This window comes from Enterobacter sp. V89_11 (genome assembly GCF_029967775.1).
Taxonomy (GTDB): Bacteria; Pseudomonadota; Gammaproteobacteria; order Enterobacterales; family Enterobacteriaceae; genus Enterobacter; species Enterobacter ludwigii.
This window is the reverse complement of the sequence record NZ_JASCAN010000027.1, coordinates 13,741-37,395: the sequence shown is the minus strand read 5'-3', so window position 1 is coordinate 37,395 and position 23,655 is coordinate 13,741. Positions and strand designations below refer to the sequence as shown.

Sequence of the window (23,655 nt, the reverse complement as noted above, 5' to 3'; positions counted from 1 at the left end):
CGGTAGCAAGTCTTGCTCCAACATTTGGTCGCGGTGCGATGACCAACCACTGGGTCGACATCAAGAACGCCAACCTTATCGTGGTGATGGGCGGTAACGCCGCTGAAGCGCACCCTGTCGGGTTCCGCTGGGCGATGGAAGCCAAAATCCACAACGGTGCGAAACTGATTGTGATCGATCCCCGCTTTACGCGTACTGCGTCAGTGGCGGATTTCTACACCCCTATTCGTTCAGGTACTGACATCACTTTCCTGTCAGGCGTATTGCTGTACCTGATGACCAACGAAAAATATAACCGCGAATACACCGAAGCCTATACCAACGCCAGCCTGATCGTGCGTGAGGATTACCACTTCGAAGATGGACTGTTCAGCGGTTATGACGCCGAAAAACGCAAATACGACAAGACCAGCTGGAACTATGAGCTGGACGAGAAAGGCTTTGCGAAGCGTGATACGACGCTGCAGCATCCGCGCTGCGTGTGGAACCTGCTGAAAGAGCACGTTTCCCGCTACACGCCGGACGTTGTCGAAAACATCTGTGGTACGCCGAAGGAAGACTTCCTGAAGGTGTGCGAGCTTATCGCCGAAACCAGCGCGAAAGACAAAACGGCGTCGTTCCTCTACGCGCTCGGCTGGACCCAACACTCTGTCGGCGCGCAGAACATCCGTACCATGGCGATGGTTCAGCTGCTGCTCGGCAACATGGGGATGGCAGGCGGCGGCGTGAACGCCCTGCGTGGTCACTCCAACATTCAGGGTCTGACCGACCTTGGTCTGCTGTCTCAAAGCCTGCCAGGTTACATGAACCTGCCAAGCGAAAAACAGACCGACCTGCAAACCTACCTCACAGCCAGCACGCCTAAACCGCTGCTCGAAGGTCAGGTGAACTACTGGGGCAACTATCCGAAGTTCTTCGTCTCGATGATGAAAGCCTTCTTCGGTGACAAAGCGACAGCGGAAAACAGCTGGGGCTTTGACTGGCTGCCGAAGTGGGACAAAGGTTACGACGTTCTGCAGTACTTCGAGATGATGCATCAGGGCAAGGTGAATGGCTATCTGTGCCAGGGCTTTAACCCGGTCGCCTCATTCCCGAACAAGAACAAGGTGGTTGAATCGCTGTCGAAACTGAAGTTCCTGGTGACGATTGACCCACTCAACACCGAGACGTCGACCTTCTGGCAGAACCACGGTGAGTCGAATGACGTTGACCCATCGAAGATTCAGACTGAAGTGTTCCGTCTGCCTTCTACCTGCTTCGCGGAAGAGAACGGTTCCATCGTAAACTCCGGCCGCTGGCTGCAGTGGCACTGGAAAGGTGCGGACGCCCCGGGCATCGCCATGAACGACGGCGAGATCCTGGCCGGTATCTTCTTACGCCTGCGTAAGATGTATGCGGCAGAAGGCGGTGCGAACCCGGAACCGGTGCTGAACATGACCTGGAACTACTCGACGCCGGAAAACCCAGCGCCGGAAGAAGTGGCGATGGAGAGCAACGGTAAAGCGCTGGCAGATGTTATCGACCCGGCCACCGGGACGGTGCTGGCGAAGAAAGGCGATCAGCTCAGTACCTTCGCGCACCTGCGTGATGACGGCACGACCGCCAGTGGCTGCTGGATCTTTGCCGGTAGCTGGACGCCGAAAGGTAACCAGATGGCCAACCGCGATAATGCTGACCCGTCAGGACTCGGCAATACGCTGGGCTGGGCCTGGGCATGGCCGCTGAACCGCCGCATTCTCTACAACCGTGCTTCCGCTGACCCGCAGGGTAATCCGTGGGATCCGAAGCGTCAGTTGCTGAAATGGGACGGCGCGAAATGGGGCGGTGTGGATATTCCGGACTACAGTACTGCCCCTCCAGGTAGCGATGTCGGGCCGTTTATCATGCAGCCTGAAGGGATGGGACGCCTGTTTGCTATCGATAAGATGGCGGAGGGGCCATTCCCGGAACACTACGAGCCGTTTGAGACGCCGCTGGGCACCAACCCGCTGCACCCGAACGTGGTCTCTAACCCGGCAGCCCGCATCTTTAAGGGCGATTTCGACGCGCTGGGTAAAAAAGACAAGTTCCCATATGTGGGCACCACTTACCGTCTGACCGAACACTTCCACTACTGGACCAAGCACGCGCTGCTTAACGCTATCGCGCAGCCGGAACAGTTTGTGGAGATCGGCGAGAAGCTGGCGAACAAGCTCGGCATTGCCCATGGTGATACCGTGAAGGTCTCCTCTAACCGTGGCTACATCAAGGCCAAAGCGGTGGTGACCAAGCGTATTCGCACGCTGAACGTACATGGCCAGCAGGTGGACACCATCGGCATCCCGATCCACTGGGGTTACGAGGGCGTGGCGAAGAAAGGGTTTATCGCTAATACCCTGACGCCGTTCGTTGGTGATGCGAACACGCAGACGCCGGAATTTAAGGCCTTCCTTGTGAACGTGGAAAAGGTATAGCGGAGACGAATTATGGCTTATCAATCGCAAGATATTATCCGTCGTTCCGCGACCAATAGTTTCACCCCCGCGCCTCAGGCGCGGGACCACCAGCAGGAAGTGGCGAAGCTTATCGACGTCACCACCTGTATCGGCTGTAAAGCCTGTCAGGTGGCCTGCTCGGAGTGGAACGACCTGCGCGACGAAGTCGGTCACAACGTCGGGGTGTACGACAACCCGGCTGACCTGACCGCCAAGTCCTGGACGGTGATGCGTTTCTCGGAAGTGGAACAGAACGACAAACTGGAATGGCTTATCCGCAAAGACGGCTGTATGCACTGTGCGGATCCGGGCTGCCTGAAGGCATGTCCGTCAGAAGGGGCTATCATTCAGTATGCTAACGGTATCGTCGACTTCCAGTCCGAGCAGTGCATTGGCTGCGGCTACTGCATAGCGGGCTGCCCGTTCGATGTCCCTCGCATGAACCCGGAAGACAACCGCGTCTACAAATGCACGCTGTGCGTAGACCGCGTAAACGTCGGCCAGGAGCCTGCGTGCGTGAAAACCTGTCCGACGGGCGCTATCCACTTTGGCTCCAAAGAGGATATGAAAACGCTGGCGGCTGAACGCGTGGGCGAACTGAAAACCCGTGGCTACGACAACGCAGGCCTGTACGATCCGGCCGGCGTGGGCGGCACGCACGTGATGTATGTGCTGCACCACGCAGACAAGCCGAATCTGTATCACGGCCTGCCGGAGAACCCGGAAATCAGCGCGACCGTGAAGTTCTGGAAAGGCATCTGGAAACCACTGGCAGCGGTGGGTTTTGCTGCCACCTTCGCAGCGAGCATCTTCCACTATGTCGGTGTCGGTCCGAACCGCGCGGAAGAGGAAGACGACAACCTGCATGAAGAGAAAGACGAGGTGCGCAAATGAAAAAACGTGACACCATCGTGCGCTATACCGCGCCGGAACGCATCAACCACTGGGTCACCGCCTTCTGCTTCATGCTGGCGGCGATAAGCGGGCTGGGGTTCTTCTTCCCCTCCTTCAACTGGCTGATGCAGATTATGGGGACACCACAGCTGGCGCGTATACTGCACCCGTTTGTTGGCGTCATCATGTTCGCGTCGTTCATCATCATGTTTTTCCGATACTGGCACCATAACCTAATCAATCGGGATGATATCTTTTGGGCGAAGAATATTCGTAAGATCATCGTCAACGAGGAAGTGGGTGATACCGGGCGTTATAACTTCGGCCAGAAGTGCGTATTCTGGGCGGCGATTATCTTCCTGGTCCTGTTGCTGGTGAGCGGCGTGATCATCTGGCGTCCGTACTTTGCGCCTGCTTTCTCAATCCCGGTGATCCGATTTGCGCTGATGCTGCATTCATTTGCCGCAGTGGCGTTAATTGTGGTTATCATGGTGCATATTTACGCCGCCCTCTGGGTGAAAGGCACCATTACCGCGATGGTGGAAGGCTGGGTAACCAGTACGTGGGCGAAGAAACATCACCCGCGCTGGTACCGAGAGGTCCGCCAGAAACAGGAAAAGTCATCTGAATGAGTATTCGCATAATCCCGCAAGATGAGCTGGGTTCGAGCGAGAAACGCACGGCGGAATATATTCCGCCGTTGTTATTCCCCAGACTCAAGAACCTCTATAACCGCCGCGCAGAGCGTCTGCGCGAGCTGGCAGAGAACAACCCACTGGGCGATTTTCTGCGTTTTGCCGCGCTGGTTGCCCATGCGCAGGAAGTGGTGCTGTACGACCACCCGCTGCAAATTGACCTGACCGCGCGCATCAAAGAGGCCAGCGAGCAGGGTAAGCCTCCGCTGGATATCCACGTTCTGCCGCGCGATAAGCACTGGCATACGCTGCTGCACTCCCTGATTGCCGAGCTGAAACCCGAGATGAGCGGTACCGCGCTGGCGGTCATTGAGAATCTGGAAAAAGCCTCCGATCAGGAGCTGGAAGAGATGGCGAGCGCGCTGTTTGCGTCCGATTTCTCCCTGGTCAGCAGCGATAAAGCGCCGTTCATCTGGGCGGCGTTGTCGCTTTACTGGGCGCAAATGGCCAGCCTGATCCCGGGTAAAGCCCGCGCAGAATACGGCGAAGCGCGTCAATTCTGCCCGGTATGCGGCTCAATGCCGGTGTCCAGCATGGTGCAGATCGGTACCACTCAAGGGTTGCGTTATCTGCACTGCAACCTGTGTGAAACCGAGTGGCACGTGGTGCGCATTAAATGCAGCAACTGCGAACAGACGCGCGATCTCAACTACTGGTCGCTGGAAAATGAAGACGCGGCGGTCAAAGCTGAAAGCTGCGGCGACTGCGGTACCTACCTGAAGATCCTTTATCAGGAAAAAGACCCGAAAGTCGAAGCCGTCGCCGACGATCTCGCCTCGCTGATTCTGGACGCCAAAATGGAGCAAGAGGGCTTTGCTCGCAGCTCTATTAACCCGTTCCTGTTCCCGGGTGAAGGGGAGTAATCCCCACTCACAGTGCCGGGCAACGTTGGTTTGCCCGGCCTGTATCTGGTTGACTGAAACATCCTCGCCTTCCTCTCGCATACCCTTCTGCATCACTGTGCAGGCAAACTACACGTGCGTTATTCAGGTCTAAAGCCAAATTTAACATCCATGTTTACTTTTGCGAGCCGCTTTCCAGAATCGTTTTCAGCCTCATTTTCCCTGTTTCACTCAACAACAAACTGAGCTATAACACTGTATATTCATACAGATTAAAGGGGCCCACATGGCACTCGAAAAAGGGATTGATACGCTGGTTCAGGCGTTCATCGCAGCAGGACGCCCTTCTGCGCGTAGCCAAAGTATTGATGACCGGAGAGCAGGCTATATTGCCAGCACGGCGCTTGCCGGTGAGACAGAAACGCGCGTTGACGTAGAGACGCTGAACCTCGAAGGCATCACATATCGCGTCTTCTCTCCGCCAGATGCTGGTGAAAAGCTGCCGACCGTTATCTACTACCACGGGGGATGCTTTATCAGCGGCGGCTTCGATACTCACGATAATCAACTGCGCCAGTTAGCGTTTTATGGCAACTGCCGCGTCATTGCGATCCAGTACAGACTTGCTCCTGAACATACCTACCCTGCCGCCCATGATGATGCAGAAAGAGGCGCACATCTGGTCTGGCAATACGCGGATATGTTTGGCGTGGATAAAAACCGTATCACCCTGTGCGGGGACAGCGCAGGAGGCCATCTGGCACTGGTGACGGCCCTGCGGCTCACGTCTTCCGGACTCTGGCAGCCTGCGCAGCTCATTCTTATCTACCCGATGCTGGATGCCACGGCCTCTTTTGAAAGTTATACCCGTAACGGCGCGGATTACGTCATCACCCGCGATACGCTGCTGAGCGGATATGAGCTCTATCTGGCCAACACGGAACGCCAGCATCCTGAAGCGAGCCCGCTCTGGCGAAAGGATTTTAGCGGCCTGCCTCCCGTGCACATCATTACTGCCGAGTTTGATCCGCTTTGCGACGAAGGTGAGGCGCTATATCAGCGCCTGACTGAGCAAGGCGTCACGTGTACGGCTCAGCGGTGGCTGGGGGTTATCCATGGATTTTTCCAGCTTGGCGGGGTCAGCCCGTCTGCGCGCGATCTTCTGAGGGATATTGCCAGACGGATCGGCGCGGGGAATTAGCCCGGCAATCATGCCGGGACGCCGGAGCCTACTCTTCTTCGTTTCCACCCTCTTCAAACGCGCCAAACGGCTTCGCAGGAAGAACGATGTAGGTACCTTCAAAGACAGCACCCGGCGTTTCATCTCCGAACAGCTCAACGCGCATCTGTACGCGCGCTTTACGCCCGCGCGCCAGGCGGTCGAGATCGCCCCCAAGTGCGCCAAGATCGGCAACGGCGCTCGGCTTACCACTGATCGGCGCGCTGTAACGAATATGGGCATCGGCCAGAATAATGGTGCCGCCAAGATGGCGTTCGCGGAGCATCAGCCAGATTAGCCCCCAGCCGGTCAGCGTGGCGAGTGAAAACAGGCTGCCGGCAAACAGGGTGTGATGGGGGTTCTGATTGCCGATTTCCGGCATGGTGGTAATGAATTTTTGCCCGGTGTACTGCTGAATACGCACGCCCATTTTTTCACTCAGGGGAATGTGCTGATACCAGGCCTGCTGGAGCTGCCCACACCAGTCGGCGCGATGGAGAATATCATCCAGCGTAGCGATGGGTTTGATCATCAAAAAGTGACGAATCGGCGTGGTTTGCGGGGCGGTGATTTCCCCCTGGTTAACAAAACCGAGTTTGGCGAAGAATTCGACGGCGTCTTCGCGGGCGCTACAGGTGACGCGCTTAACCCCTTCCTGACGGGCGACGGACTCAAGAGTCATCGCCATCAAGGTGCCGAGGCCTTTATCCTGCACGGAAGGATGAACCGCCATAAAGCGGATTGAAGCTTCGTTATCGGCATTGATGTACAAACGCCCGACGGCGACGAGGTTACCCTCTTCGTCCATCACCATCTGGTGATGGGCCATCGCATCCCAGGCGTCGCGCTCAGACCCTTTTGGCTGATGTAATGGCTTGCGTAACATTTCCCAGCGGAACTGGTAATAGGCTTCTAACTCTTCTTCCGTTTGCGGTACTCGAAGGTGATACATAGCTGTACTCTCTCTTGTTACCCGCGGCCACGCCGCCAGTTGGCTCATACCTGGAGCCAGAATGTGACGGGCCCATCGTTCACCAGCGATACCTGCATATCTGCAGCGAATCGTCCGGTTTGCGTATTCATGTCCTGGTGACGACAACGCGCCACAAAGTACTCGTAAAGGGCTTCTGCACGATCCGGTGCGGCACCTTTAGAGAAACCCGGGCGCATGCCGCGCTCGGTATCGGCCGCCAGCGTAAACTGGGAGACCACCAGCACGCTGCCACCCGCCTGCTGAACGTTCAGGTTCATCTTACCTTCCGCATCGCTGAAAATGCGGTAGCCCAGCACGCGCTCGCACAAGCGGTTGGCTTTCTGTTCGTCATCATCCTTTTCGACACCTAACAACACTAAAAGTCCTGGGCCAATTTCACCCGTCACCTCTCCCTCCACGGTGACGCTGGCACGGGTTACGCGCTGTATCAATGCAATCATGGTTGGTCTGCTTCTTGTTGTTTTTCAGCTTCTGCTGCTTTTTTAAGTTCGCGGTATACGCCGAGAGTGACAGTTATTTCGGCACCAAGCAAGACGATACACCAGGTCCAGTAGACCCAGACAAATAAAATGGGGATCACCGCCAGCACGCCGTAAATCAGCTGATAAGACGGGAACATGGTGATGTAAAGGGCAAACCCTTTTTTGCCCAGTTCAAAGAGCAATGCCGCGACCAGCGCGCCCACGACCGCATCGCGGTTAGGCACGCGCGTGGTCGGTACCACGCTGTACAGCAGCCAGAAAGAGAGCCACGATAAAATCAGCGGGAAGATACGCAACAGGTTATCGATAACGCCATTGAGATCGCTGGCCCAGCGCAGCGAAAGCAGATACGAACTGATAGCCAGACTCGCACCGGCCAGCAAGGGCCCCAGCGTTAAGATCATCCAGTACACCGCAAAGGAATAAACCTTGGGCCGCGCCTTTTTACTCCGCCAGATGGCATTCAGCGCGTTATCTATGGCGTACATCAATAACAGCGCCGTGACGATCAGGCCACACGCCCCGACCGCCGTCATTTTGCTGGAGTTAGCGACAAACTGTTCAATGTAGTTCTGTATGACGTCCCCGGTGGCGGGAATAAAATTCGCAAAGACAAAGTGGCGAAGCTGCAGGCTGACATCTGCAAACATCGGAAAAGCGGAAAATAGCGCAAAAATGACGGCCACCAGCGGCACTAGCGAGAGCAATGATACGTAGGCGAGGTTACCCGCCAGCGTGGTCATGTTGTCCTCATCAATGCGATGCCAGAGCAGTTTCAGCCACGCCCTGAGCGGACGAGTATGATGCGTGGCTTTTTGATGAACGGTTTTTAGCATAACTGCTTCGCAAAATAGTTTGGTATCGTCTCCTTTCCGGTCACCAGAATTGACGTGATACCCAACTGGTTAGCTCCCTCTATATTATCGGCATTGTCGTCGAAAAAGACCGCATCGGCCGCGGTAAATCCTTCCGCCTGCAGAACCGCCTGATAGATACGCGCTTCGGGTTTACGCATACCCATCTCCTGGGAGAGGTAGATTTTATCGGCCGCCGCCTGCACCTCAGGATACTCGTCAGGCCAGAACGTGGTATGCAGACGGTTAGTATTCGACAGCACCACAACCCGATGCCCCTGCTCGCGGAGTTTATGCATAATGGCGATCACGTCCGGGCGGATCGCGACGAACACTGCCTGCCAGCCATGGGAAAACTGCTCGTAACTTAACGGCACATCCATTTCATGACACAGACGTTCAGCAAATTCTTCATCGCTAATTTCGCCGCGCTCGTGCTGATGGAAGGTCTCGCCCATGGCGAAACTCTGCTTTAACGTCGCCAGCGGGACACGGCTAAAGTCGCTCCATGCGCCCAGCACCCGATTAAAATCGATATCGACGATTACATTTCCTAAGTCAAAGATATAAAGCATTTTTTATCTCCTGCTCGCCGTGGAAAAGTAACTGTAGCGGGAAAGATAAGGTTTGGCTATGCGCCAGATTCAGCTTACAGAAAGGAAAGGCCCGAGCCTGGATATCGGGCCATTAAGAAGGGTTAGCCTGCCTGCTGTTCGTCGCCTGAATTCACCTCAACGACTTCAACCTTGCTGGATTTGAGATGATTTTGCAGCGCAGATCCCGGTAGCTCATCGGTGAAGAGCGCGGTTGCCTGCGACACGTTACCAATTTCAACGGCAGCAGAGGCGTGGTATTTCGTATGATCGGCCGCCAGTAAAATATGTCGCGCGTGGGCCATCATGGTTTTCACCACGCTGGCTTCATTAACGTCAAACTCCATCATCGCGCCGTCGTGTTCAATTGCTCCGACGCTGGTCACCAGGTAATCGGCACGGAAGCCTGACACGAACGCCGTCGCCGCAGGCCCGATAATGCCTCCGTTATGCGGACGCAGCGTACCGCCGGGCACCATCACTTCAAAGCGCGGGTTCTTATACAGAATATGCGCCACCCGCAGGCTGTTGGTGATGATGCGCAGATGATTATGGTTGAGCAGCGCCCGGGCAACGTGCTCCACCGTCGTCCCGATAGTAATGAAGATGGTTGAACCATCGGGAATGTAGTCGGCGATCGCTTCGGCAATGGCCCGCTTCTCTTCGGTCAAGGAGACTTCACGTTGCTCAAACGCGGTGTTCACCACGCTGGATGCCCTGCCCGCGCCGCCATGATGACGCGTGATCAGCCCCTGCTCACTCAGCTTGCGGATATCCCGGCGCACGGTTTGCGTTGAGACGTCCAGCAGTTGCGCCAGTTCATCAATGTTCATATAGCCGCGGTCAGCAATCAACGTAAGCAGTTGATCGTGCCGCGGGTTGCCGGTCAGTTCGGTAAGGCTCATGGGCTGTCCTCTGAAAACCATCACGCCCCGCATTTTATACAAAAAGTGACAAAAAAGAGCGGGTTTGATCACAGTCAGGTATACCCGCCCGTCCGCCGGGCCGGGTACATTTCAGTGCCGCAACCGCACTCGCGAAACGTACCGCGTCTGTTGCATCCCCCTGCTGCGCCAGACTCACCGCCAGCGCGCCGTGAAAGACATCCCCTGCACCTGTGGTATCCACCACGTCGACCGCAAATCCCGGCTGATGACGAAGCGCGCCCTGCTCCAGCCAGTAACACCCTTCACGCCCTTGCGTGACGTAGACATGTCCATTTGTGAGCGTTTGTGCTTTTCTCAGCGCGTTTTCCGTGTCGTCCAGCTGGCTTAAACGCCGCAAACCCGGCGCGGAGAAGGCCGCGTGATCGCTTAAGGCAACCAGCTCAGCAATATCCTGCGGGGTGACATCGGCATCAAGCAGCGTGCTGACGCCCTGCTGGCGGGCAAGGGTGAACGCCTGTTTAGCCCCTTCGTGCCAGCGCACGTCGGCTAATACGATATCCCATTGCGAAAAATCGATATCCTGCAGCCATGCCGCCGTAGCCGGGAGATCGGGGCTGGGGTAGTTAGCAATGACACGCTCCCCGTGGCCATCCACCAGCACGGCCGATTGCGATGAACGGGCTCCTTTCACCATCCGCGTATAGCGCGTGTTTACCCCCAGGGACTCCAGCTCCGCGAGCAGTCTTCTGCCGGTATCGTCATCACCCACCCGGCCAATAAAGTCCACCTCAGCCCCCAGTTTCGCTGCCGCCACCGCCGCAGTCGCCGCAGGACCGCCGCCCACCTCCGTATAGTCTTTTGCGACATATTTGCCACCTTCTTTCGGTAAATCATCGAGATACCAGATGCGATCCAGCACGGTAATGCCGACACAAACGATGCGAGTCATGGTGATTCCTTCTGCGTTTTCTGATGCTCTCATTTTAATTTCACGAAATGTTTAAAAAGTGACCCCTGTCAATTTTTTGACTATAAATTACAAATACGATCAAAAACAGACAACACAAACGCTCAATAATTGACACGATGTGACAGGAGAGAAGCATGTCAGCAATTGCCTTTATCGGGTTAGGACAGATGGGTGCGCCCATGGCAACGAATCTGCTTAAACAGGGCCACCAGCTTCACGTTTTTGATGTAAACCCGCAGGCGATACAGGCACTGGTGACGCATGGAGCCCTGGCTGCAGCCACGCCTGCACAGGCAGTAAAGGAGGCCGAATTTGTCATCACCATGCTGCCAAACGGAGACCTGGTTCGCACAGTCTTGTTTGGTGAGCAAGGCGTCTGCGAAGGGTTATCCCGCGAAGCGCTGGTCATTGATATGTCCACTATTCACCCGCTACAGACCGATGCCCTGATCCGCGACATGGCTGAACGTGGTTTCAGCATGATGGATGTGCCTGTCGGACGCACATCGGACCATGCCGTCGCCGGAACATTACTCCTTCTGGCTGGCGGCACCGCGCAGCAGGTTGAACGTGCCACGCCGGTGTTGATGGCGATGGGCAATGAACTGATAAACGCAGGTGGGCCAGGCATGGGCATCCGCGTGAAGCTTATTAACAACTACATGAGCATTGCCCTGAACGCGCTGTCCGCTGAAGCCGCCGTGCTGTGTGAAGCCCTCGGCCTCTCTTTCGATGTGGCGCTCAGCGTTATGAGCGGTACGCCAGCAGGCAAAGGCCACTTCACCACCTCATGGCCTAACAAGGTGCTCAAAGGCGATCTTACACCGGCCTTTATGATCGACCTCGCGCATAAAGATCTGGGGATCGCGCTGGACGTGGCAAACCAGCTCCACGTCCCGATGCCGCTGGGCGCAGCCTCCCGTGAAGTCTACAACCAGGCGCGGGCCGCCGGACGCGGGCGCGAAGACTGGACAGCCATTCTTGAACAGGTTCGCGCATCCGCCGGGCTGAAAAAAACACACTGATACGAAAGGACTGAGGAATGACGATGTACACCCTGAAAGATATCACCCGACCTTCCGGCGGTTTTGCGATGCTGGCCGTTGACCAGCGCGAAGCGATGCGCCTGATGTTTGCTGCGGCGGGCGCACCGGTGCCGGTCACCGATCGGCATCTCACCGACTTTAAGGTCAACGCGGCCAAAATTCTGTCGCCGTATGCCTCCGCCATTCTTGTCGATCAGCAGTTTTGCTACCAGCAGATCGTAGAGCAACAGGCCGTTGCCAAAAGCTGCGCGATGATTGTGGCAGCAGACGAATTTATTCCGGGGAACGGGATCCCCGTTGACAGCGTCGTCATCGATAAAAACGTTGATGCCCAGGCGGTCAGGCGCGATGGCGGCAAAGCGCTGAAGCTACTGGTGCTGTGGCGTAGCGACGAAGATCCGCAGCAGCGTCTGGAGATGGTGAAGGCGTTCAATCAGCTGTGCCATCACAATGGACTGCTTAGCATTATTGAGCCGGTAGTCCGCCCGCCGCGTCGCGGCGCAACGTTTAATCGTGAACAGGCCATTATCGACGCGGCAAAAGAGCTGGGAGACAGCGGAGCTGACCTCTACAAAGTGGAGATGCCCCTGTTCGGCAAAGGCTCTCAGCAGGAATTGCTGACTGCCTCGCAAAAACTGAACGAGAACATCGCCATGCCGTGGGTGATCCTCTCATCCGGCGTGGACGATAAGTTGTTCCCAAGGGCGGTGAGCGTTGCCATGCAGGCGGGTGCATCCGGCTTTTTAGCCGGCCGCGCCGTCTGGTCATCAGTGATTGGCCTGCCGGACACGGAACTGATGCTCCGTGATATTTCTGTGCCGAAACTGCAGCGTTTGGGTGAGATTGTCGACGAAATGATGGCTCGCCGTTAAGAAAGGACCCGAACATGAAATGGTTTAACACCCTGAGCCATAACCGCTGGCTTGAACAAGAGACTGACCGCATTCTCGATTTCGGTAAAAACGCCGCCGTGCCGACCGGCTTTGGCTGGCTGGGCAATAACGGTCAGGTGCGCAGCGATATGGGCACGCATCTGTGGATTACCGCCCGTATGCTGCACGTTTATGCCGTGGCGGCAAACATGGGGCGTCCCGGCGCATATGCCCTGGTAGAGCATGGCATCAACGCCCTGAATGGTCCGCTGCATGACCCGCAATATGGCGGCTGGTACGCCTGTATTAACGATGAAGGCGTTATGGATGCCTCCAAGCAGGGCTATCAGCACTTCTTTGTTTTGCTGGGCGCGGCCAGCGCCGTCACCACCGGCCATCCGCAGGCTCGCAAGTTACTGGACGATGCCATCGAGGTGATTGAGCGTTATTTCTGGAGCGAACAGGAACAGATGTGCCTGGAATCCTGGGATGAGGCCTTCAGCAAAACCGAAGAGTACCGTGGTGGCAACGCCAATATGCACGCTGTCGAAGCCTTCCTGATTGTGTATGACGTGACGCATGACCGTAAATGGCTCGACCGCGCCCTGCGCATTGCTTCGGTGATCATTCACGACGTGGCACGTAAGGGCGAGTACCGGGTTAATGAGCATTTCGATACGCAGTGGAACCCCATCCGCGATTACAACATTGATAACCCCGCTCACCGTTTTCGCGCCTACGGCGGTACGCCAGGCCACTGGATCGAGTGGGGCCGCCTGATGCTGCACCTGCGCGCTGCGCTGGAAGCGCGTTTTGAAACACCCCCCGCATGGCTGCTGGAAGATGCAAAAGGCTTGTTCCACGCCACAATCCGCGACGCCTGGGCACCCGATGGTGCCGACGGTTTTGTCTATTCCGTTGGCTGGGACGGTAAACCCATCGTTCGCGAGCGCGTGCGCTGGCCAATTGTCGAAGCGATGGGAACGGCCTATGCGCTCTATACCGTCACCGGCGAGGCGCAGTACGAAGCCTGGTATCAGAAATGGTGGGATTACTGCATCAAATACCTGATCGACTACGAGAACGGTTCATGGTGGCAGGAGCTGGATATCCATAACGAAGTGACCACCAAAGTCTGGGACGGCAAGCAGGATATTTATCATCTGCTGCATTGCCTGGTGATCCCTCGCTTACCGCTGGCGCCAGGGTTAGCCCCGGCCGTTGCCGCCGGATTACTGGATAGCCAGGCCAAATAATAAAAACGGAGATCTTATGCGTACCCTACACAATATTATTCTTAAAAGCAGTGAACATGGTTTCACCCTGAGTTGGCAGGATCGTCTGATTCTGTCCCACACCGCCGACACCCCGTGCCTGTGGATCGGCGCAGGTGAAGCCGACATCGAGATGTTTCGCGGCAACTTCAGCATCAAAGACAAACTCAACGAAAAAATTGCCCTGACCGAGGCCACCGTCGCGCCGCAAAATGCGGGCTGGGCGATTCGCTTTACCCGGGGTGACGCCGTCAGCGCCACGCTACTCGTGGGTGTGGATGCCGAAGGACGCCTGGAGCTGAAACTCAAAAATGATGCCACCAGCCATAACCGCATCTGGCTGCGGCTGGCGGCCCAGCCCGAGGATCATATCTATGGTTGCGGAGAGCAGTTCTCCTACTTCGACCTGCGCGGCAAGCCGTTCCCGTTGTGGACCAGCGAGCAGGGCGTGGGCCGTAATAAGCAGACCTACGTCACCTGGCAGGCAGACTGCAAAGAGAACGCGGGCGGCGATTACTACTGGACCTTCTTCCCGCAACCCACCTTTGTGAGTACCCAGAAGTACTACTGCCACGTGGATAACAGCTGTTATATGAATTTCGACTTCAGCGCGCCGGGGTTCCACGAGCTGGCCTTCTGGGAAGATAACGCCACGCTGCGCTTCGAATGTGCGCAAACGTATGTCGATCTGCTGGAAAAACTGACCGGGTTACTGGGCCGTCAGCCCGAACTGCCGGACTGGGTTTACGACGGGGTAACGCTGGGCGTTCAGGGCGGCACCGACGTGTGCCAGCAAAAGCTCGACACCATGCGCAACGGCGGTGTGAAGGTGAACGGTATCTGGGCGCAGGACTGGTCCGGCATCCGGATGACCTCCTTTGGCAAACGCGTGATGTGGAACTGGAAGTGGAACAGCGATCTGTATCCGCAGCTGGATACACGTATCCCGCAGTGGAAGCAGGAGGGCGTGCAGTTCCTCTCCTATATCAACCCTTACGTGGCCAGCGACAGAGACCTCTGTGAAGAGGCGGCGAAACGCGGTTATCTGACCAAAAACGCCGACGGGCAGGACTATCACGTCGAGTTCGGCGAGTTCTACGCGGGCGTTATCGACCTGACGAATCCGGAAGCCTACGACTGGTACAAAGAGGTCATCAAAAAGAACCTGATAGCGCTGGGCTGTGGCGGCTGGATGGCTGATTTTGGTGAATATTTGCCGACTGATACCTTCCTGCACAACGGCGTGAGCGCGGAAATCATGCACAACGCCTGGCCTGCGCTATGGGCGAAATGTAACTACGAGGCGCTGGAAGAGACCGGCAAGCTCGGCGAGATCCTGTTCTTTATGCGCGCGGGTTATACCGGCAGCCAGAAACACTCGGTGATGATGTGGGCCGGCGATCAGAACGTCGACTGGAGCCTGGACGACGGCCTGGCGTCAGTGGTTCCTGCGGCACTCTCACTGGCAATGACCGGGCACGGGCTGCATCACAGCGACATCGGCGGTTATACCACGCTGTTTGAGATGAAACGCAGCAAAGAGCTGCTGCTGCGCTGGTGCGACTTCAGCGCCTTCACACCGATGATGCGTACCCACGAGGGCAACCGCCCTGGCGATAACTGGCAGTTTGATGGCGACGGCGAAACCATCGCCCACTTTGCGCGTATGACGACCGTCTTCACTACCCTGAAGCCCTACACCAAAGCCGCCGTTGCGCAGAATGCGAAAAGCGGACTGCCGGTGATGCGCCCGCTGTTCCTGCATTACGAAAACGATGCGCGCAGCTACACGCTGAAATACCAGTATCTGTTTGGCCGCGATCTGCTGGTGGCACCGGTCCATGAAGAAGGCCGTCGTGACTGGACGCTCTATTTGCCTGAGGACACCTGGGTGAATGCCTGGACGGGTGAAACGCATGAGGGCGGTGACATCACCGTTGACGCTCCGCTCGGCAAACCGCCGGTGTTTTATCGCCAGCAAAGCGAATGGGCAGACCTGTTTAGCACCTTACGTCATATCTGATAAGGCTCGCCCGCAGGGAAACCTGCGGGCAGATGGAGAACAATAATGCGTCAACACGCTTCCGATCCGGCAACGCTACGCCTGCCGTTTAAAGAGAAACTCGCCTACGGGATGGGCGATCTCGGCTCTAACATCCTTCTGGATATCGGCACGTTGTATCTGCTGAAGTTCTACACCGACGTTCTTGGCCTGCCTGGTACCTACGGCGGGATCATCTTCCTGATTGCCAAGTTCTTCACCGCCTTCACCGATATGGGCACGGGTATCATGCTCGATTCCCGACGCAAGATCGGTCCTAAGGGCAAATTCCGCCCGTTCGTGCTGTATGCGGCGTTCCCGGTGACGTTACTGGCCATCGCAAACTTTGTCGGCACGCCGTTTGAAATCACCGGCAAAACGGTGATGGCAACCGTGCTGTTCATGCTTTACGGCCTGTTCTTCAGCATGATGAACTGCTCCTACGGTGCGATGGTGCCGGCCATTACCAAAAACCCGGACGAGCGCGCTTCGCTGGCCGCCTGGCGTCAGGGCGGCGCCACGCTTGGCCTGCTGCTCTGTACCGTCGGGTTTGTGCCGGTAATGAACCTGATTGAAGGCAATGACCAGCTTGGGTATATCTTTGCCGCGACCCTCTTCTCGCTGTTCGGGCTGTTCTTTATGTGGTGGTGCTATAAGGGTGTGACCGAGCGTTACGTTGAGATGCAGCCCGCCAATCCAGCCCAGAAGCCCGGCCTGCTGCAGTCGTTTCGCGCCATCGCCGGTAACCGACCGCTGTTTATTCTCTGCATCGCCAACCTGTGCACGCTGGGGGCCTTTAACGTCAAGCTCGCCATTCAGGTTTACTACACGCAGTACGTGCTGAACGACCCTATTCTGTTGTCCTATATGGGCTTTTTCAGCATGGGCTGCATTTTCATCGGCGTCTTTATGATGCCCGGCGCGGTGCGTCGCTTCGGCAAGAAAAAGGTCTATATCAGCGGGCTGCTGATTTGGGTGGCAGGCGACCTGCTCAACTACTTCTTTGGCGGTGGTTCGGTGAGCTTTGTGGCGTTCTCCTGTCTGGCCTTCTTCGGCTCAGCCTTCGTGAACAGCCTCAACTGGGCGCTGGTGTCCGATACCGTGGAGTACGGCGAGTGGCGCACCGGCGTGCGATCCGAAGGGACGGTCTATACCGGCTTTACCTTCTTCCGGAAGGTCTCACAGGCGCTGGCCGGCTTCTTCCCCGGCATCATGCTCACGCAAATCGGCTATGTGCCAAACGTGGTGCAATCCGCCGGAACGGTTGAAGGGCTGCGGCAGCTGATATTTATCTACCCCAGTCTGCTGGCCGTCATCACCATCGTGGCGATGGGCTGTTTCTACAACCTCAACGAGAAGATGTATGTGCGCATCGTGGAAGAAATTGAACTGCGCAAACGTACAGCATAACTGACTTGAGAGAGCGCCCTGCGGGGCGCTGTGAGGATCGACCATGACACACAAGAGTGATCCGTTAACCCTGAAGCTGAGCCTGCGCGAAAAGTGCGCCTACGGGATGGGCGATTTTGGCTCTAACCTGATGCTCTGTATTGGCACGCTGTATCTGCTGAAGTTTTATACTGATGAACTGGGCATGCCCGCTTTTTATGGCGGCATTATTTTCCTGGTGGCGAAGTTCTTTACCGCATTCACCGATATGCTGACCGGGGTGTTGCTGGATTCGCGGCGTAACATCGGTGCCAGAGGCAAATTCAGGCCGTTTATTCTTTATGCCTCGGTGCCGGTTGCCCTGGTGGCCACGGCGCAGTTTGTGGCCACCGATTTTAGCCTGACGGTGAAAACCGCTATTGCCACCCTGCTCTTCATGATGTTTGGCCTCTGTTATAGCCTGATGAACTGCTCTTACGGCGCGATGGTTCCCGCCATCACTAAAAATCCGAACGAGCGGGCACAGCTTGCGGCCTGGCGCCAGGGCGGCGCAACGGTTGGGTTATTGCTCTGCACCGTGGGGTTTATGCCAATCCAGGCGCTGTTTGTCAGCCAGCCCTCCCTCGGCTATCTGGTGGCCGCACTGGTGTTCGTCACCGGCGGTCTGTTCTGCATGTGGTGGTGCTACAGCGGTGTGAAAGAGCGCTATGTGGAGGTCACGCCCGATCATCATAAGCCTGGCATCCTGAAATCCTTCTGTGCCATTTTCCGCAACCCGCCGTTGCTGGTGTTGTGTATCGCCAACCTCTGCACCCTCGCCGCGTTTAATATCAAACTGGCGATCCAGGTCTACTACACCCAGTACGTGCTAAACGATCTGCATCTGCTGTCGTGGATGGGTTTTTTCAGTATGGGCTGCATTCTGGTTGGCGTGTTTCTGGTGCCTGGCGCGGTTAAGCGCTTCGGCAAGAAGCCGGTCTACCTTGGCGGGCTGACGCTGTGGGCCGTGGGCGACGTAATGAACTTCCTCTGGGGAACCAGTTCCCTGCTCTTTGTACTCTTTTCCTGCATGGCCTTTTTCGGTACGGCATTCGTAAACAGCCTCAACTGGGCGCTGGTGCCCGATACCGTGGATTATGGCGAGTGGAAAACAGGCATTCGCGCCGAAGGGTCGGTTTATACCGGTTATACCTTCTCGCGCAAAATCTCCGCCGCCCTCGCCGGTTTCCTGCCGGGCATTATGTTGACGCAGATTGGCTACATTCCACACGCCGTGCAGAGTGCGGGCACGCTACTGGGGCTCCGTCAGCTAATTTTTCTCTGGCCGTGCGGCCTGGCGATCGTTGCCGCGATAACCATGGGACTCTTTTATAAACTCAACGAAGCACGCTTCGCCTTTATTATTGAGGAGATTGGAAAACGGAAAAAACAACCCGCAAAACCCCCTGAGTTAACCACCAACAATAAAGCGTCAGCAGTCACTTTATAACAATAAATCCGGCCCTGATTCCCTTCCTGTGTAACAGGAGGGGGGCCTTTCTGTACCTCATACATGGACTGATTATGAAAAGAATCGTTACTGCACTGGTTGTGTCGTCTGTGTCCTGCTCGGCAGTTGCCGGCGCCTATGTCGAAACGCGCGAAGCCTATAATACGGCCTCTGAACTGCACGAAGTGATCCTGCGTGCTGGCTATAACTTCGATAAGGGCGCGGGGCTGATGTTCACTAACGCCTATAACGTGGGCAAATGGGACGAGCTTAAGCACAGCTATAACGAAATTGAAGGGTGGTATCCGCTTTTTAAACCGACCGATAAACTCACCTTTCAGCCTGGCGGTTTACTGAATGACAGCAGCGCCGGGTCCGGAGGCGCTATCTATCTGGATACCAATTATAAATTTCTCGACTGGTTTAACCTGACCTTCCGCTATCGCTATAACCACAACAATTACGATACGCCGGACTACAATGGCCAGATGGATAAAAACGACACCCACGAATTCGCTAACTACTGGAATTTCAAGGTCACGGATGCGTTTTTCTATACCTTTGAACCGCATTTTTTCCAGCGCGTGAACGATTACCACAGCAAAAATGGCAAAGACCATCACTGGGAAATCACTCACAAATTTAGCTATAAAATCGATAAAAACTGGCTGCCCTATCTCGAGCTCCAGTGGCTGGACAGATGGAATGATTACAACCGCGAGCAGTACCGTATCCGCCTGGGGTTAAGGTATTCGTTCTGATAATAAAAAAAGCCGCTGATCGCTCAGCGGCTTTTTACGTGCCGGGTGGCGCATGCGCTTACCCGGCCTACGGATTGACCGTATTACTCTTCTTTCGCACCGCGCATTGCACGTTTACGATCGTTCTCGGTCAGGTGACGTTTACGGATACGGATAGACAGTGGGGTCACTTCTACCAGTTCGTCGTCATCGATGAACTCCAGAGCTTGCTCCAGGGTCATCTTGATCGGTGGAACCAGAACCGTTGCTTCGTCAGTACCGGACGCACGCATGTTGGTCAGTTTCTTACCGGTCAGGCAGTTTACAGTCAGGTCGTTAGAACGACTGTGAATACCGATGATCTGGCCTTCATAAACTTCAGCACCGTGACCCAGGAACAGCTTACCGCGATCCTGCAGACCGAACAGCGCAAACGCAACCGCTTTACCCTGACCGTTGGAGATCAGAACGCCGTTGTTACGCTGACCAACTTCACCTGGACGAACGTCGTCGTAGTGGCTGAAGGTGGAGTACAGCAGACCGGTACCGGACGTCATGGTCATGAACTCTGAACGGAAACCGATCAGACCACGGCTTGGGATCACGTAGTCGAGACGTACGCGGCCTTTGCCATCTGGATTCATGTTTTTCAGGTCGCCTTTACGCTCACCCAGAGCCTGCATAACAGAACCCTGATGCTGCTCTTCAACGTCCAGCGTTACGTTCTCGAACGGCTCTTGTTTACGGCCGTCGATTTCGCGGAAGATAACTTTCGGACGGGAAACCGCCATTTCGAAACCTTCACGACGCATGTTTTCGATCAGAACTGACAGGTGCAGCTCACCACGACCAGAAACGCGGAATGCGTCAGCATCCTGAGTTTCTTCAACGCGCAGCGCAACGTTGTGCACCAGCTCTTTGTTCAGGCGGTCAAGGATCTGACGAGAGGTAACGAATTTACCTTCTTTGCCACAGAACGGAGAGGTGTTGACGTTGAAGAACATGGTTACCGTTGGTTCATCAACAGACAGGGCTGGCAGCGCTTCCACATTCTGCGGGTCGCAGATGGTGTCAGAGATGTTCAGCTCGCCCAGACCGGTAATCGCGATGATGTCGCCCGCTTCAGCCAGTTCGCTGTCGATACGCTCCAGACCCAGGTGAGTCAGCACTTTGCCCACTTTACCGTTACGGGTTTTGCCTTCGCTATCGATGATAGTAACCTGCTGGTTCGGCTTCACTTTACCGCGTTTGATGCGGCCGATACCGATAACGCCAACGTAGTTGTTGTAGTCCAGCTGGGAGATCTGCATCTGCAGCGGACCATCAAGATCAACATCCGGAGCCGGTACGTGATCGACAATCGCCTGATACAGCGGAGTCATGTCTTCCGCCATATTTTCGTGATCCAGACCCGCGATACCATTCAGCGCCGAAGCGTAAATGATAGGGAAGTCCAGCTGCTCGTCGGTCGCGTCGAGGTTAACGAACAGGTCGAACACCTGATCAACAACCCAGTCAGGACGCGCGCCCGGACGGTCAACCTTGTTGATAACAACAATAGGTTTCAGGCCATGGGCAAATGCTTTTTTGGTCACGAAGCGCGTTTGCGGCATTGGGCCGTCAAATGCGTCAACCACCAGCAGCACGGAATCCACCATGGACATCACGCGCTCAACTTCACCACCGAAGTCGGCGTGCCCTGGGGTATCAACGATGTTGATACGGTAGTCATTCCATTTGATAGCGGTGTTTTTCGCGAGGATAGTAATCCCACGCTCTTTCTCCAAATCGTTGGAGTCCATCACACGCTCTTGAGTTTCGGCACGAGCATCAAACGTACCGGACTGCTGCAGCAGCTTATCAACCAGGGTGGTTTTACCATGGTCGACGTGCGCGATGATGGCGATGTTACGCAAATTTTCGATCACAACTTTGCCTCAGGCATTAGAAATAGCGCGTTATTGTACACGGATTAATCGCACTACAAAACAGGATCACAAACATCCCCCGCAAACAAGTATTGCAGAGATGCTTTGTGATCGCTTTCACGGAGCGTAAAAAGGGCACTTTAACGAAAATTGCACCAATATGGTGCTCAGTGTTCACACTGAAGCACTATACTGGTGCAACATAACCATTGTGGTGCAGCACTTTTGCACTATGGTGCGCATGATAACGCCTTTTTGGGGTGTTTTAAAAGTTGGCACAGATTTCGCTTTATAAAAATACGGCAAAAAAATGGCACACAGCCAGCCCAAGACAGAAATTGAAGACCTCGTTACCACGACGACAATGACCAATCTGGAGAGTTAAGTATGTCCGCTGAACACGTTTTGACGATGCTGAACGAACATGAAGTGAAGTTTGTTGATCTGCGCTTCACCGATACCAAAGGTAAAGAACAGCACGTCACTATTCCTGCTCATCAGGTAAACGCCGAATTCTTTGAAGAAGGCAAAATGTTTGACGGCTCCTCCATTGGCGGCTGGAAAGGTATCAACGAATCTGACATGGTTCTGATGCCTGACGCTTCCACTGCGGTCATTGATCCGTTCTTCGAAGAACCAACCCTGATCATCCGTTGCGACATCCTCGAGCCAGGCACACTGCAGGGCTACGACCGCGACCCACGCTCCATCGCGAAACGCGCTGAAGAGTACCTGCGTTCAACCGGTATCGCAGACACCGTACTGTTCGGGCCAGAGCCAGAATTCTTCCTGTTTGATGACATCCGTTTCGGTGCCTCTATTTCTGGCTCCCACGTTGCCATCGACGATATCGAAGGTGCATGGAACTCCTCCACCAAATACGAAGGTGGTAACAAAGGTCACCGTCCTGGCGTTAAAGGCGGTTACTTCCCGGTTCCTCCGGTCGACTCCGCTCAGGACATCCGTTCCACCATGTGTCTGGTGATGGAAGAGATGGGCCTGGTGGTTGAAGCTCACCACCACGAAGTGGCGACTGCGGGTCAGAACGAAGTGGCAACCCGCTTCAACACCATGACCAAAAAAGCAGACGAAATTCAGATCTACAAATACGTTGTGCACAACGTTGCGCACCGTTTCGGTAAAACCGCGACCTTCATGCCAAAACCAATGTTTGGCGATAACGGTTCCGGTATGCACTGCCACATGTCTCTGTCCAAGAACGGAACCAACCTGTTCTCTGGCGACAAATATGCCGGTCTGTCTGAGCAGGCTCTGTATTACATTGGCGGCGTAATCAAACACGCTAAAGCGATCAACGCCCTGGCGAACCCAACCACTAACTCCTACAAGCGTCTGGTCCCAGGCTACGAAGCACCGGTAATGCTGGCGTACTCTGCGCGTAACCGTTCTGCTTCTATCCGTATCCCTGTGGTAGCGTCTCCTAAAGCGCGTCGTATCGAAGTTCGCTTCCCGGATCCAGCTGCTAACCCATACCTGTGCTTCGCAGCACTGCTGATGGCGGGTCTGGACGGTATCAAGAACAAGATCCACCCAGGCGAAGCCATGGACAAAAACCTGTACGACCTGCCGCCAGAAGAAGCGAAAGAGATCCCACAGGTTGCAGGCTCTCTGGAAGAAGCCCTGCAGGCGCTGGACGCGGACCGCGAGTTCCTGACTGCGGGTGGCGTGTTCACTGACGACGCTATCGATGCTTACATCGCCCTGCGTACTGAAGAGAACGACCGTGTGCGTATGACGCCACACCCGGTTGAGTTCGAACTGTACTACAGCGTTTAAGTTTCAATGAGTTTCGCGCGCCCTTTTACGCGCGATCTCACAAGCTTTTATTTGTTGCCGTGGAAACTTTCAGCCCATCTCCGGATGGGCTTTTTTCTCCACCAACAAACTGATCTCACGCGCTTTTTACGACGAAAAAGCTATACTGCACTAAATTAGTGCAACCAACACCAGG

Annotated in this window: 20 protein-coding genes; 13 read left to right on the top strand and 7 right to left on the bottom strand. The window is 55.5% G+C overall.

Annotated elements, in window-relative coordinates; all coding sequences use genetic code 11:
• From fdnG to QLG09_RS21065, 5 genes are all read left to right on the top strand, one after another.
• Positions 1-2,453, top strand: a 2,453-nt coding sequence (gene fdnG / locus QLG09_RS21085; RefSeq protein ID WP_282489368.1) for a formate dehydrogenase-N subunit alpha, incomplete at its 5' end; no start/stop codon positions are given.
• A gap of 12 nt (positions 2,454-2,465) precedes the next feature.
• Positions 2,466-3,368, top strand: a complete 903-nt coding sequence (fdxH, locus tag QLG09_RS21080) for a formate dehydrogenase subunit beta (RefSeq protein ID WP_282489367.1) — start codon at positions 2,466-2,468, stop codon at positions 3,366-3,368.
• On the top strand, positions 3,365-4,000 hold the full coding sequence (gene fdoI, locus QLG09_RS21075) for a formate dehydrogenase cytochrome b556 subunit (protein ID WP_282489366.1): 636 nt from the start codon (positions 3,365-3,367) through the stop codon (positions 3,998-4,000). Before fdxH ends, fdoI begins: the two co-directional genes overlap by 4 nt.
• Positions 3,997-4,926 (top strand): formate dehydrogenase accessory protein FdhE, encoded by a 930-nt coding sequence (fdhE, locus tag QLG09_RS21070; protein WP_040018302.1) that lies wholly within the window; start codon positions 3,997-3,999, stop codon positions 4,924-4,926. Before fdoI ends, fdhE begins: the two co-directional genes overlap by 4 nt.
• A 265-nt stretch (positions 4,927-5,191) precedes the next feature.
• Entirely contained in the window at positions 5,192-6,106 is a 915-nt protein-coding gene (locus QLG09_RS21065; protein ID WP_104440764.1) for an alpha/beta hydrolase, read from the top strand.
• 28 nt (positions 6,107-6,134) lie between these two features.
• Here QLG09_RS21065 and fabY read toward each other — a convergent pair whose 3' ends face one another.
• From fabY to QLG09_RS21035, 6 genes are all read right to left on the bottom strand, one after another.
• Positions 6,135-7,076, bottom strand: a complete 942-nt coding sequence (gene fabY, locus QLG09_RS21060; RefSeq protein ID WP_020883976.1) for a fatty acid biosynthesis protein FabY — start codon at positions 7,074-7,076, stop codon at positions 6,135-6,137.
• 44 nt (positions 7,077-7,120) lie between these two features.
• On the bottom strand, positions 7,121-7,558 hold the full coding sequence (gene dtd / locus QLG09_RS21055) for a D-aminoacyl-tRNA deacylase (RefSeq protein ID WP_032679259.1): 438 nt from the start codon (positions 7,556-7,558) through the stop codon (positions 7,121-7,123).
• Positions 7,555-8,436 (bottom strand): virulence factor BrkB family protein, encoded by an 882-nt coding sequence (locus QLG09_RS21050; protein ID WP_014172237.1) that lies wholly within the window; start codon positions 8,434-8,436, stop codon positions 7,555-7,557. Before QLG09_RS21050 ends, dtd begins: the two co-directional genes overlap by 4 nt.
• Positions 8,430-9,029 carry a glucose-1-phosphatase gene (gene yihX, locus QLG09_RS21045; RefSeq protein ID WP_014172238.1) on the bottom strand — a complete coding sequence of 200 codons (600 nt, stop codon included), beginning with the start codon at positions 9,027-9,029 and terminating at the stop codon, positions 8,430-8,432. Before yihX ends, QLG09_RS21050 begins: the two co-directional genes overlap by 7 nt.
• A gap of 122 nt (positions 9,030-9,151) precedes the next feature.
• Positions 9,152-9,952: a DeoR/GlpR family DNA-binding transcription regulator gene (locus tag QLG09_RS21040; RefSeq protein WP_020883978.1), complete on the bottom strand. Its 801-nt coding sequence runs from the start codon at positions 9,950-9,952 to the stop codon at positions 9,152-9,154.
• A 34-nt stretch (positions 9,953-9,986) separates the two neighbouring features.
• Positions 9,987-10,883, bottom strand: a complete 897-nt coding sequence (locus QLG09_RS21035; protein ID WP_049021841.1) for a sugar kinase — start codon at positions 10,881-10,883, stop codon at positions 9,987-9,989.
• Positions 10,884-11,038: 155 nt separating this feature from the next.
• Between QLG09_RS21035 and yihU the strand changes: the two genes are divergently transcribed.
• From yihU to ompL, 7 genes are all read left to right on the top strand, one after another.
• Positions 11,039-11,929, top strand: a complete 891-nt coding sequence (gene yihU / locus QLG09_RS21030; RefSeq protein ID WP_049021834.1) for a sulfolactaldehyde 3-reductase — start codon at positions 11,039-11,041, stop codon at positions 11,927-11,929.
• Between the two features lie 17 nt (positions 11,930-11,946).
• Positions 11,947-12,822, top strand: coding sequence for a sulfofructosephosphate aldolase (gene yihT, locus QLG09_RS21025; RefSeq protein ID WP_047356008.1), 876 nt, complete (start codon positions 11,947-11,949; stop codon positions 12,820-12,822).
• A gap of 14 nt (positions 12,823-12,836) precedes the next feature.
• Positions 12,837-14,078, top strand: a complete 1,242-nt coding sequence (gene yihS, locus QLG09_RS21020) for a sulfoquinovose isomerase (RefSeq protein WP_049021826.1) — start codon at positions 12,837-12,839, stop codon at positions 14,076-14,078.
• Positions 14,079-14,094: 16 nt separating this feature from the next.
• Positions 14,095-16,119: an alpha-glucosidase gene (locus tag QLG09_RS21015; protein WP_049021824.1), complete on the top strand. Its 2,025-nt coding sequence runs from the start codon at positions 14,095-14,097 to the stop codon at positions 16,117-16,119.
• A 45-nt stretch (positions 16,120-16,164) separates the two neighbouring features.
• A complete protein-coding gene (locus tag QLG09_RS21010) occupies positions 16,165-17,547 on the top strand; it encodes an MFS transporter (RefSeq protein WP_020883982.1) in 1,383 nt (460 codons plus the stop codon).
• Between the two features lie 43 nt (positions 17,548-17,590).
• Positions 17,591-19,015, top strand: coding sequence for an MFS transporter (locus QLG09_RS21005; protein ID WP_020883983.1), 1,425 nt, complete (start codon positions 17,591-17,593; stop codon positions 19,013-19,015).
• A gap of 74 nt (positions 19,016-19,089) precedes the next feature.
• Entirely contained in the window at positions 19,090-19,776 is a 687-nt protein-coding gene (gene ompL / locus QLG09_RS21000; protein ID WP_020883984.1) for a porin OmpL, read from the top strand.
• Between the two features lie 83 nt (positions 19,777-19,859).
• Here the strand turns inward: ompL and typA are convergent, their stop codons facing one another.
• Positions 19,860-21,683, bottom strand: a complete 1,824-nt coding sequence (gene typA, locus QLG09_RS20995; RefSeq protein WP_014172248.1) for a ribosome-dependent GTPase TypA — start codon at positions 21,681-21,683, stop codon at positions 19,860-19,862.
• A 387-nt stretch (positions 21,684-22,070) separates the two neighbouring features.
• Between typA and glnA the strand changes: the two genes are divergently transcribed.
• Positions 22,071-23,480 (top strand): glutamate--ammonia ligase, encoded by a 1,410-nt coding sequence (gene glnA, locus QLG09_RS20990; protein WP_014172249.1) that lies wholly within the window; start codon positions 22,071-22,073, stop codon positions 23,478-23,480.
• The last annotated feature ends 175 nt before the right edge of the window (positions 23,481-23,655 follow it).

What these genes read in the sequence shown, in the direction of transcription:
- yihS (WP_049021826.1), top strand. Translation starts at nt 12,837, where the DNA reads ATGAAATGGTTTAACACCCTGAGCCATAACCGCTGGCTTGAACAAGAG.
- dtd (WP_032679259.1), bottom strand. Translation starts at nt 7,558, where the DNA reads ATGATTGCATTGATACAGCGCGTAACCCGTGCCAGCGTCACCGTGGAG.
- QLG09_RS21050 (WP_014172237.1), bottom strand. Translation starts at nt 8,436, where the DNA reads ATGCTAAAAACCGTTCATCAAAAAGCCACGCATCATACTCGTCCGCTC.
- yihT (WP_047356008.1), top strand. Translation starts at nt 11,947, where the DNA reads ATGACGATGTACACCCTGAAAGATATCACCCGACCTTCCGGCGGTTTT.
- yihU (WP_049021834.1), top strand. Translation starts at nt 11,039, where the DNA reads ATGTCAGCAATTGCCTTTATCGGGTTAGGACAGATGGGTGCGCCCATG.
- ompL (WP_020883984.1), top strand. Translation starts at nt 19,090, where the DNA reads ATGAAAAGAATCGTTACTGCACTGGTTGTGTCGTCTGTGTCCTGCTCG.
- fabY (WP_020883976.1), bottom strand. Translation starts at nt 7,076, where the DNA reads ATGTATCACCTTCGAGTACCGCAAACGGAAGAAGAGTTAGAAGCCTAT.
- QLG09_RS21010 (WP_020883982.1), top strand. Translation starts at nt 16,165, where the DNA reads ATGCGTCAACACGCTTCCGATCCGGCAACGCTACGCCTGCCGTTTAAA.
- glnA (WP_014172249.1), top strand. Translation starts at nt 22,071, where the DNA reads ATGTCCGCTGAACACGTTTTGACGATGCTGAACGAACATGAAGTGAAG.
- yihX (WP_014172238.1), bottom strand. Translation starts at nt 9,029, where the DNA reads ATGCTTTATATCTTTGACTTAGGAAATGTAATCGTCGATATCGATTTT.
- QLG09_RS21065 (WP_104440764.1), top strand. Translation starts at nt 5,192, where the DNA reads ATGGCACTCGAAAAAGGGATTGATACGCTGGTTCAGGCGTTCATCGCA.
- fdxH (WP_282489367.1), top strand. Translation starts at nt 2,466, where the DNA reads ATGGCTTATCAATCGCAAGATATTATCCGTCGTTCCGCGACCAATAGT.
- fdoI (WP_282489366.1), top strand. Translation starts at nt 3,365, where the DNA reads ATGAAAAAACGTGACACCATCGTGCGCTATACCGCGCCGGAACGCATC.
- QLG09_RS21005 (WP_020883983.1), top strand. Translation starts at nt 17,591, where the DNA reads ATGACACACAAGAGTGATCCGTTAACCCTGAAGCTGAGCCTGCGCGAA.
- QLG09_RS21035 (WP_049021841.1), bottom strand. Translation starts at nt 10,883, where the DNA reads ATGACTCGCATCGTTTGTGTCGGCATTACCGTGCTGGATCGCATCTGG.
- QLG09_RS21015 (WP_049021824.1), top strand. Translation starts at nt 14,095, where the DNA reads ATGCGTACCCTACACAATATTATTCTTAAAAGCAGTGAACATGGTTTC.
- QLG09_RS21040 (WP_020883978.1), bottom strand. Translation starts at nt 9,952, where the DNA reads ATGAGCCTTACCGAACTGACCGGCAACCCGCGGCACGATCAACTGCTT.
- fdhE (WP_040018302.1), top strand. Translation starts at nt 3,997, where the DNA reads ATGAGTATTCGCATAATCCCGCAAGATGAGCTGGGTTCGAGCGAGAAA.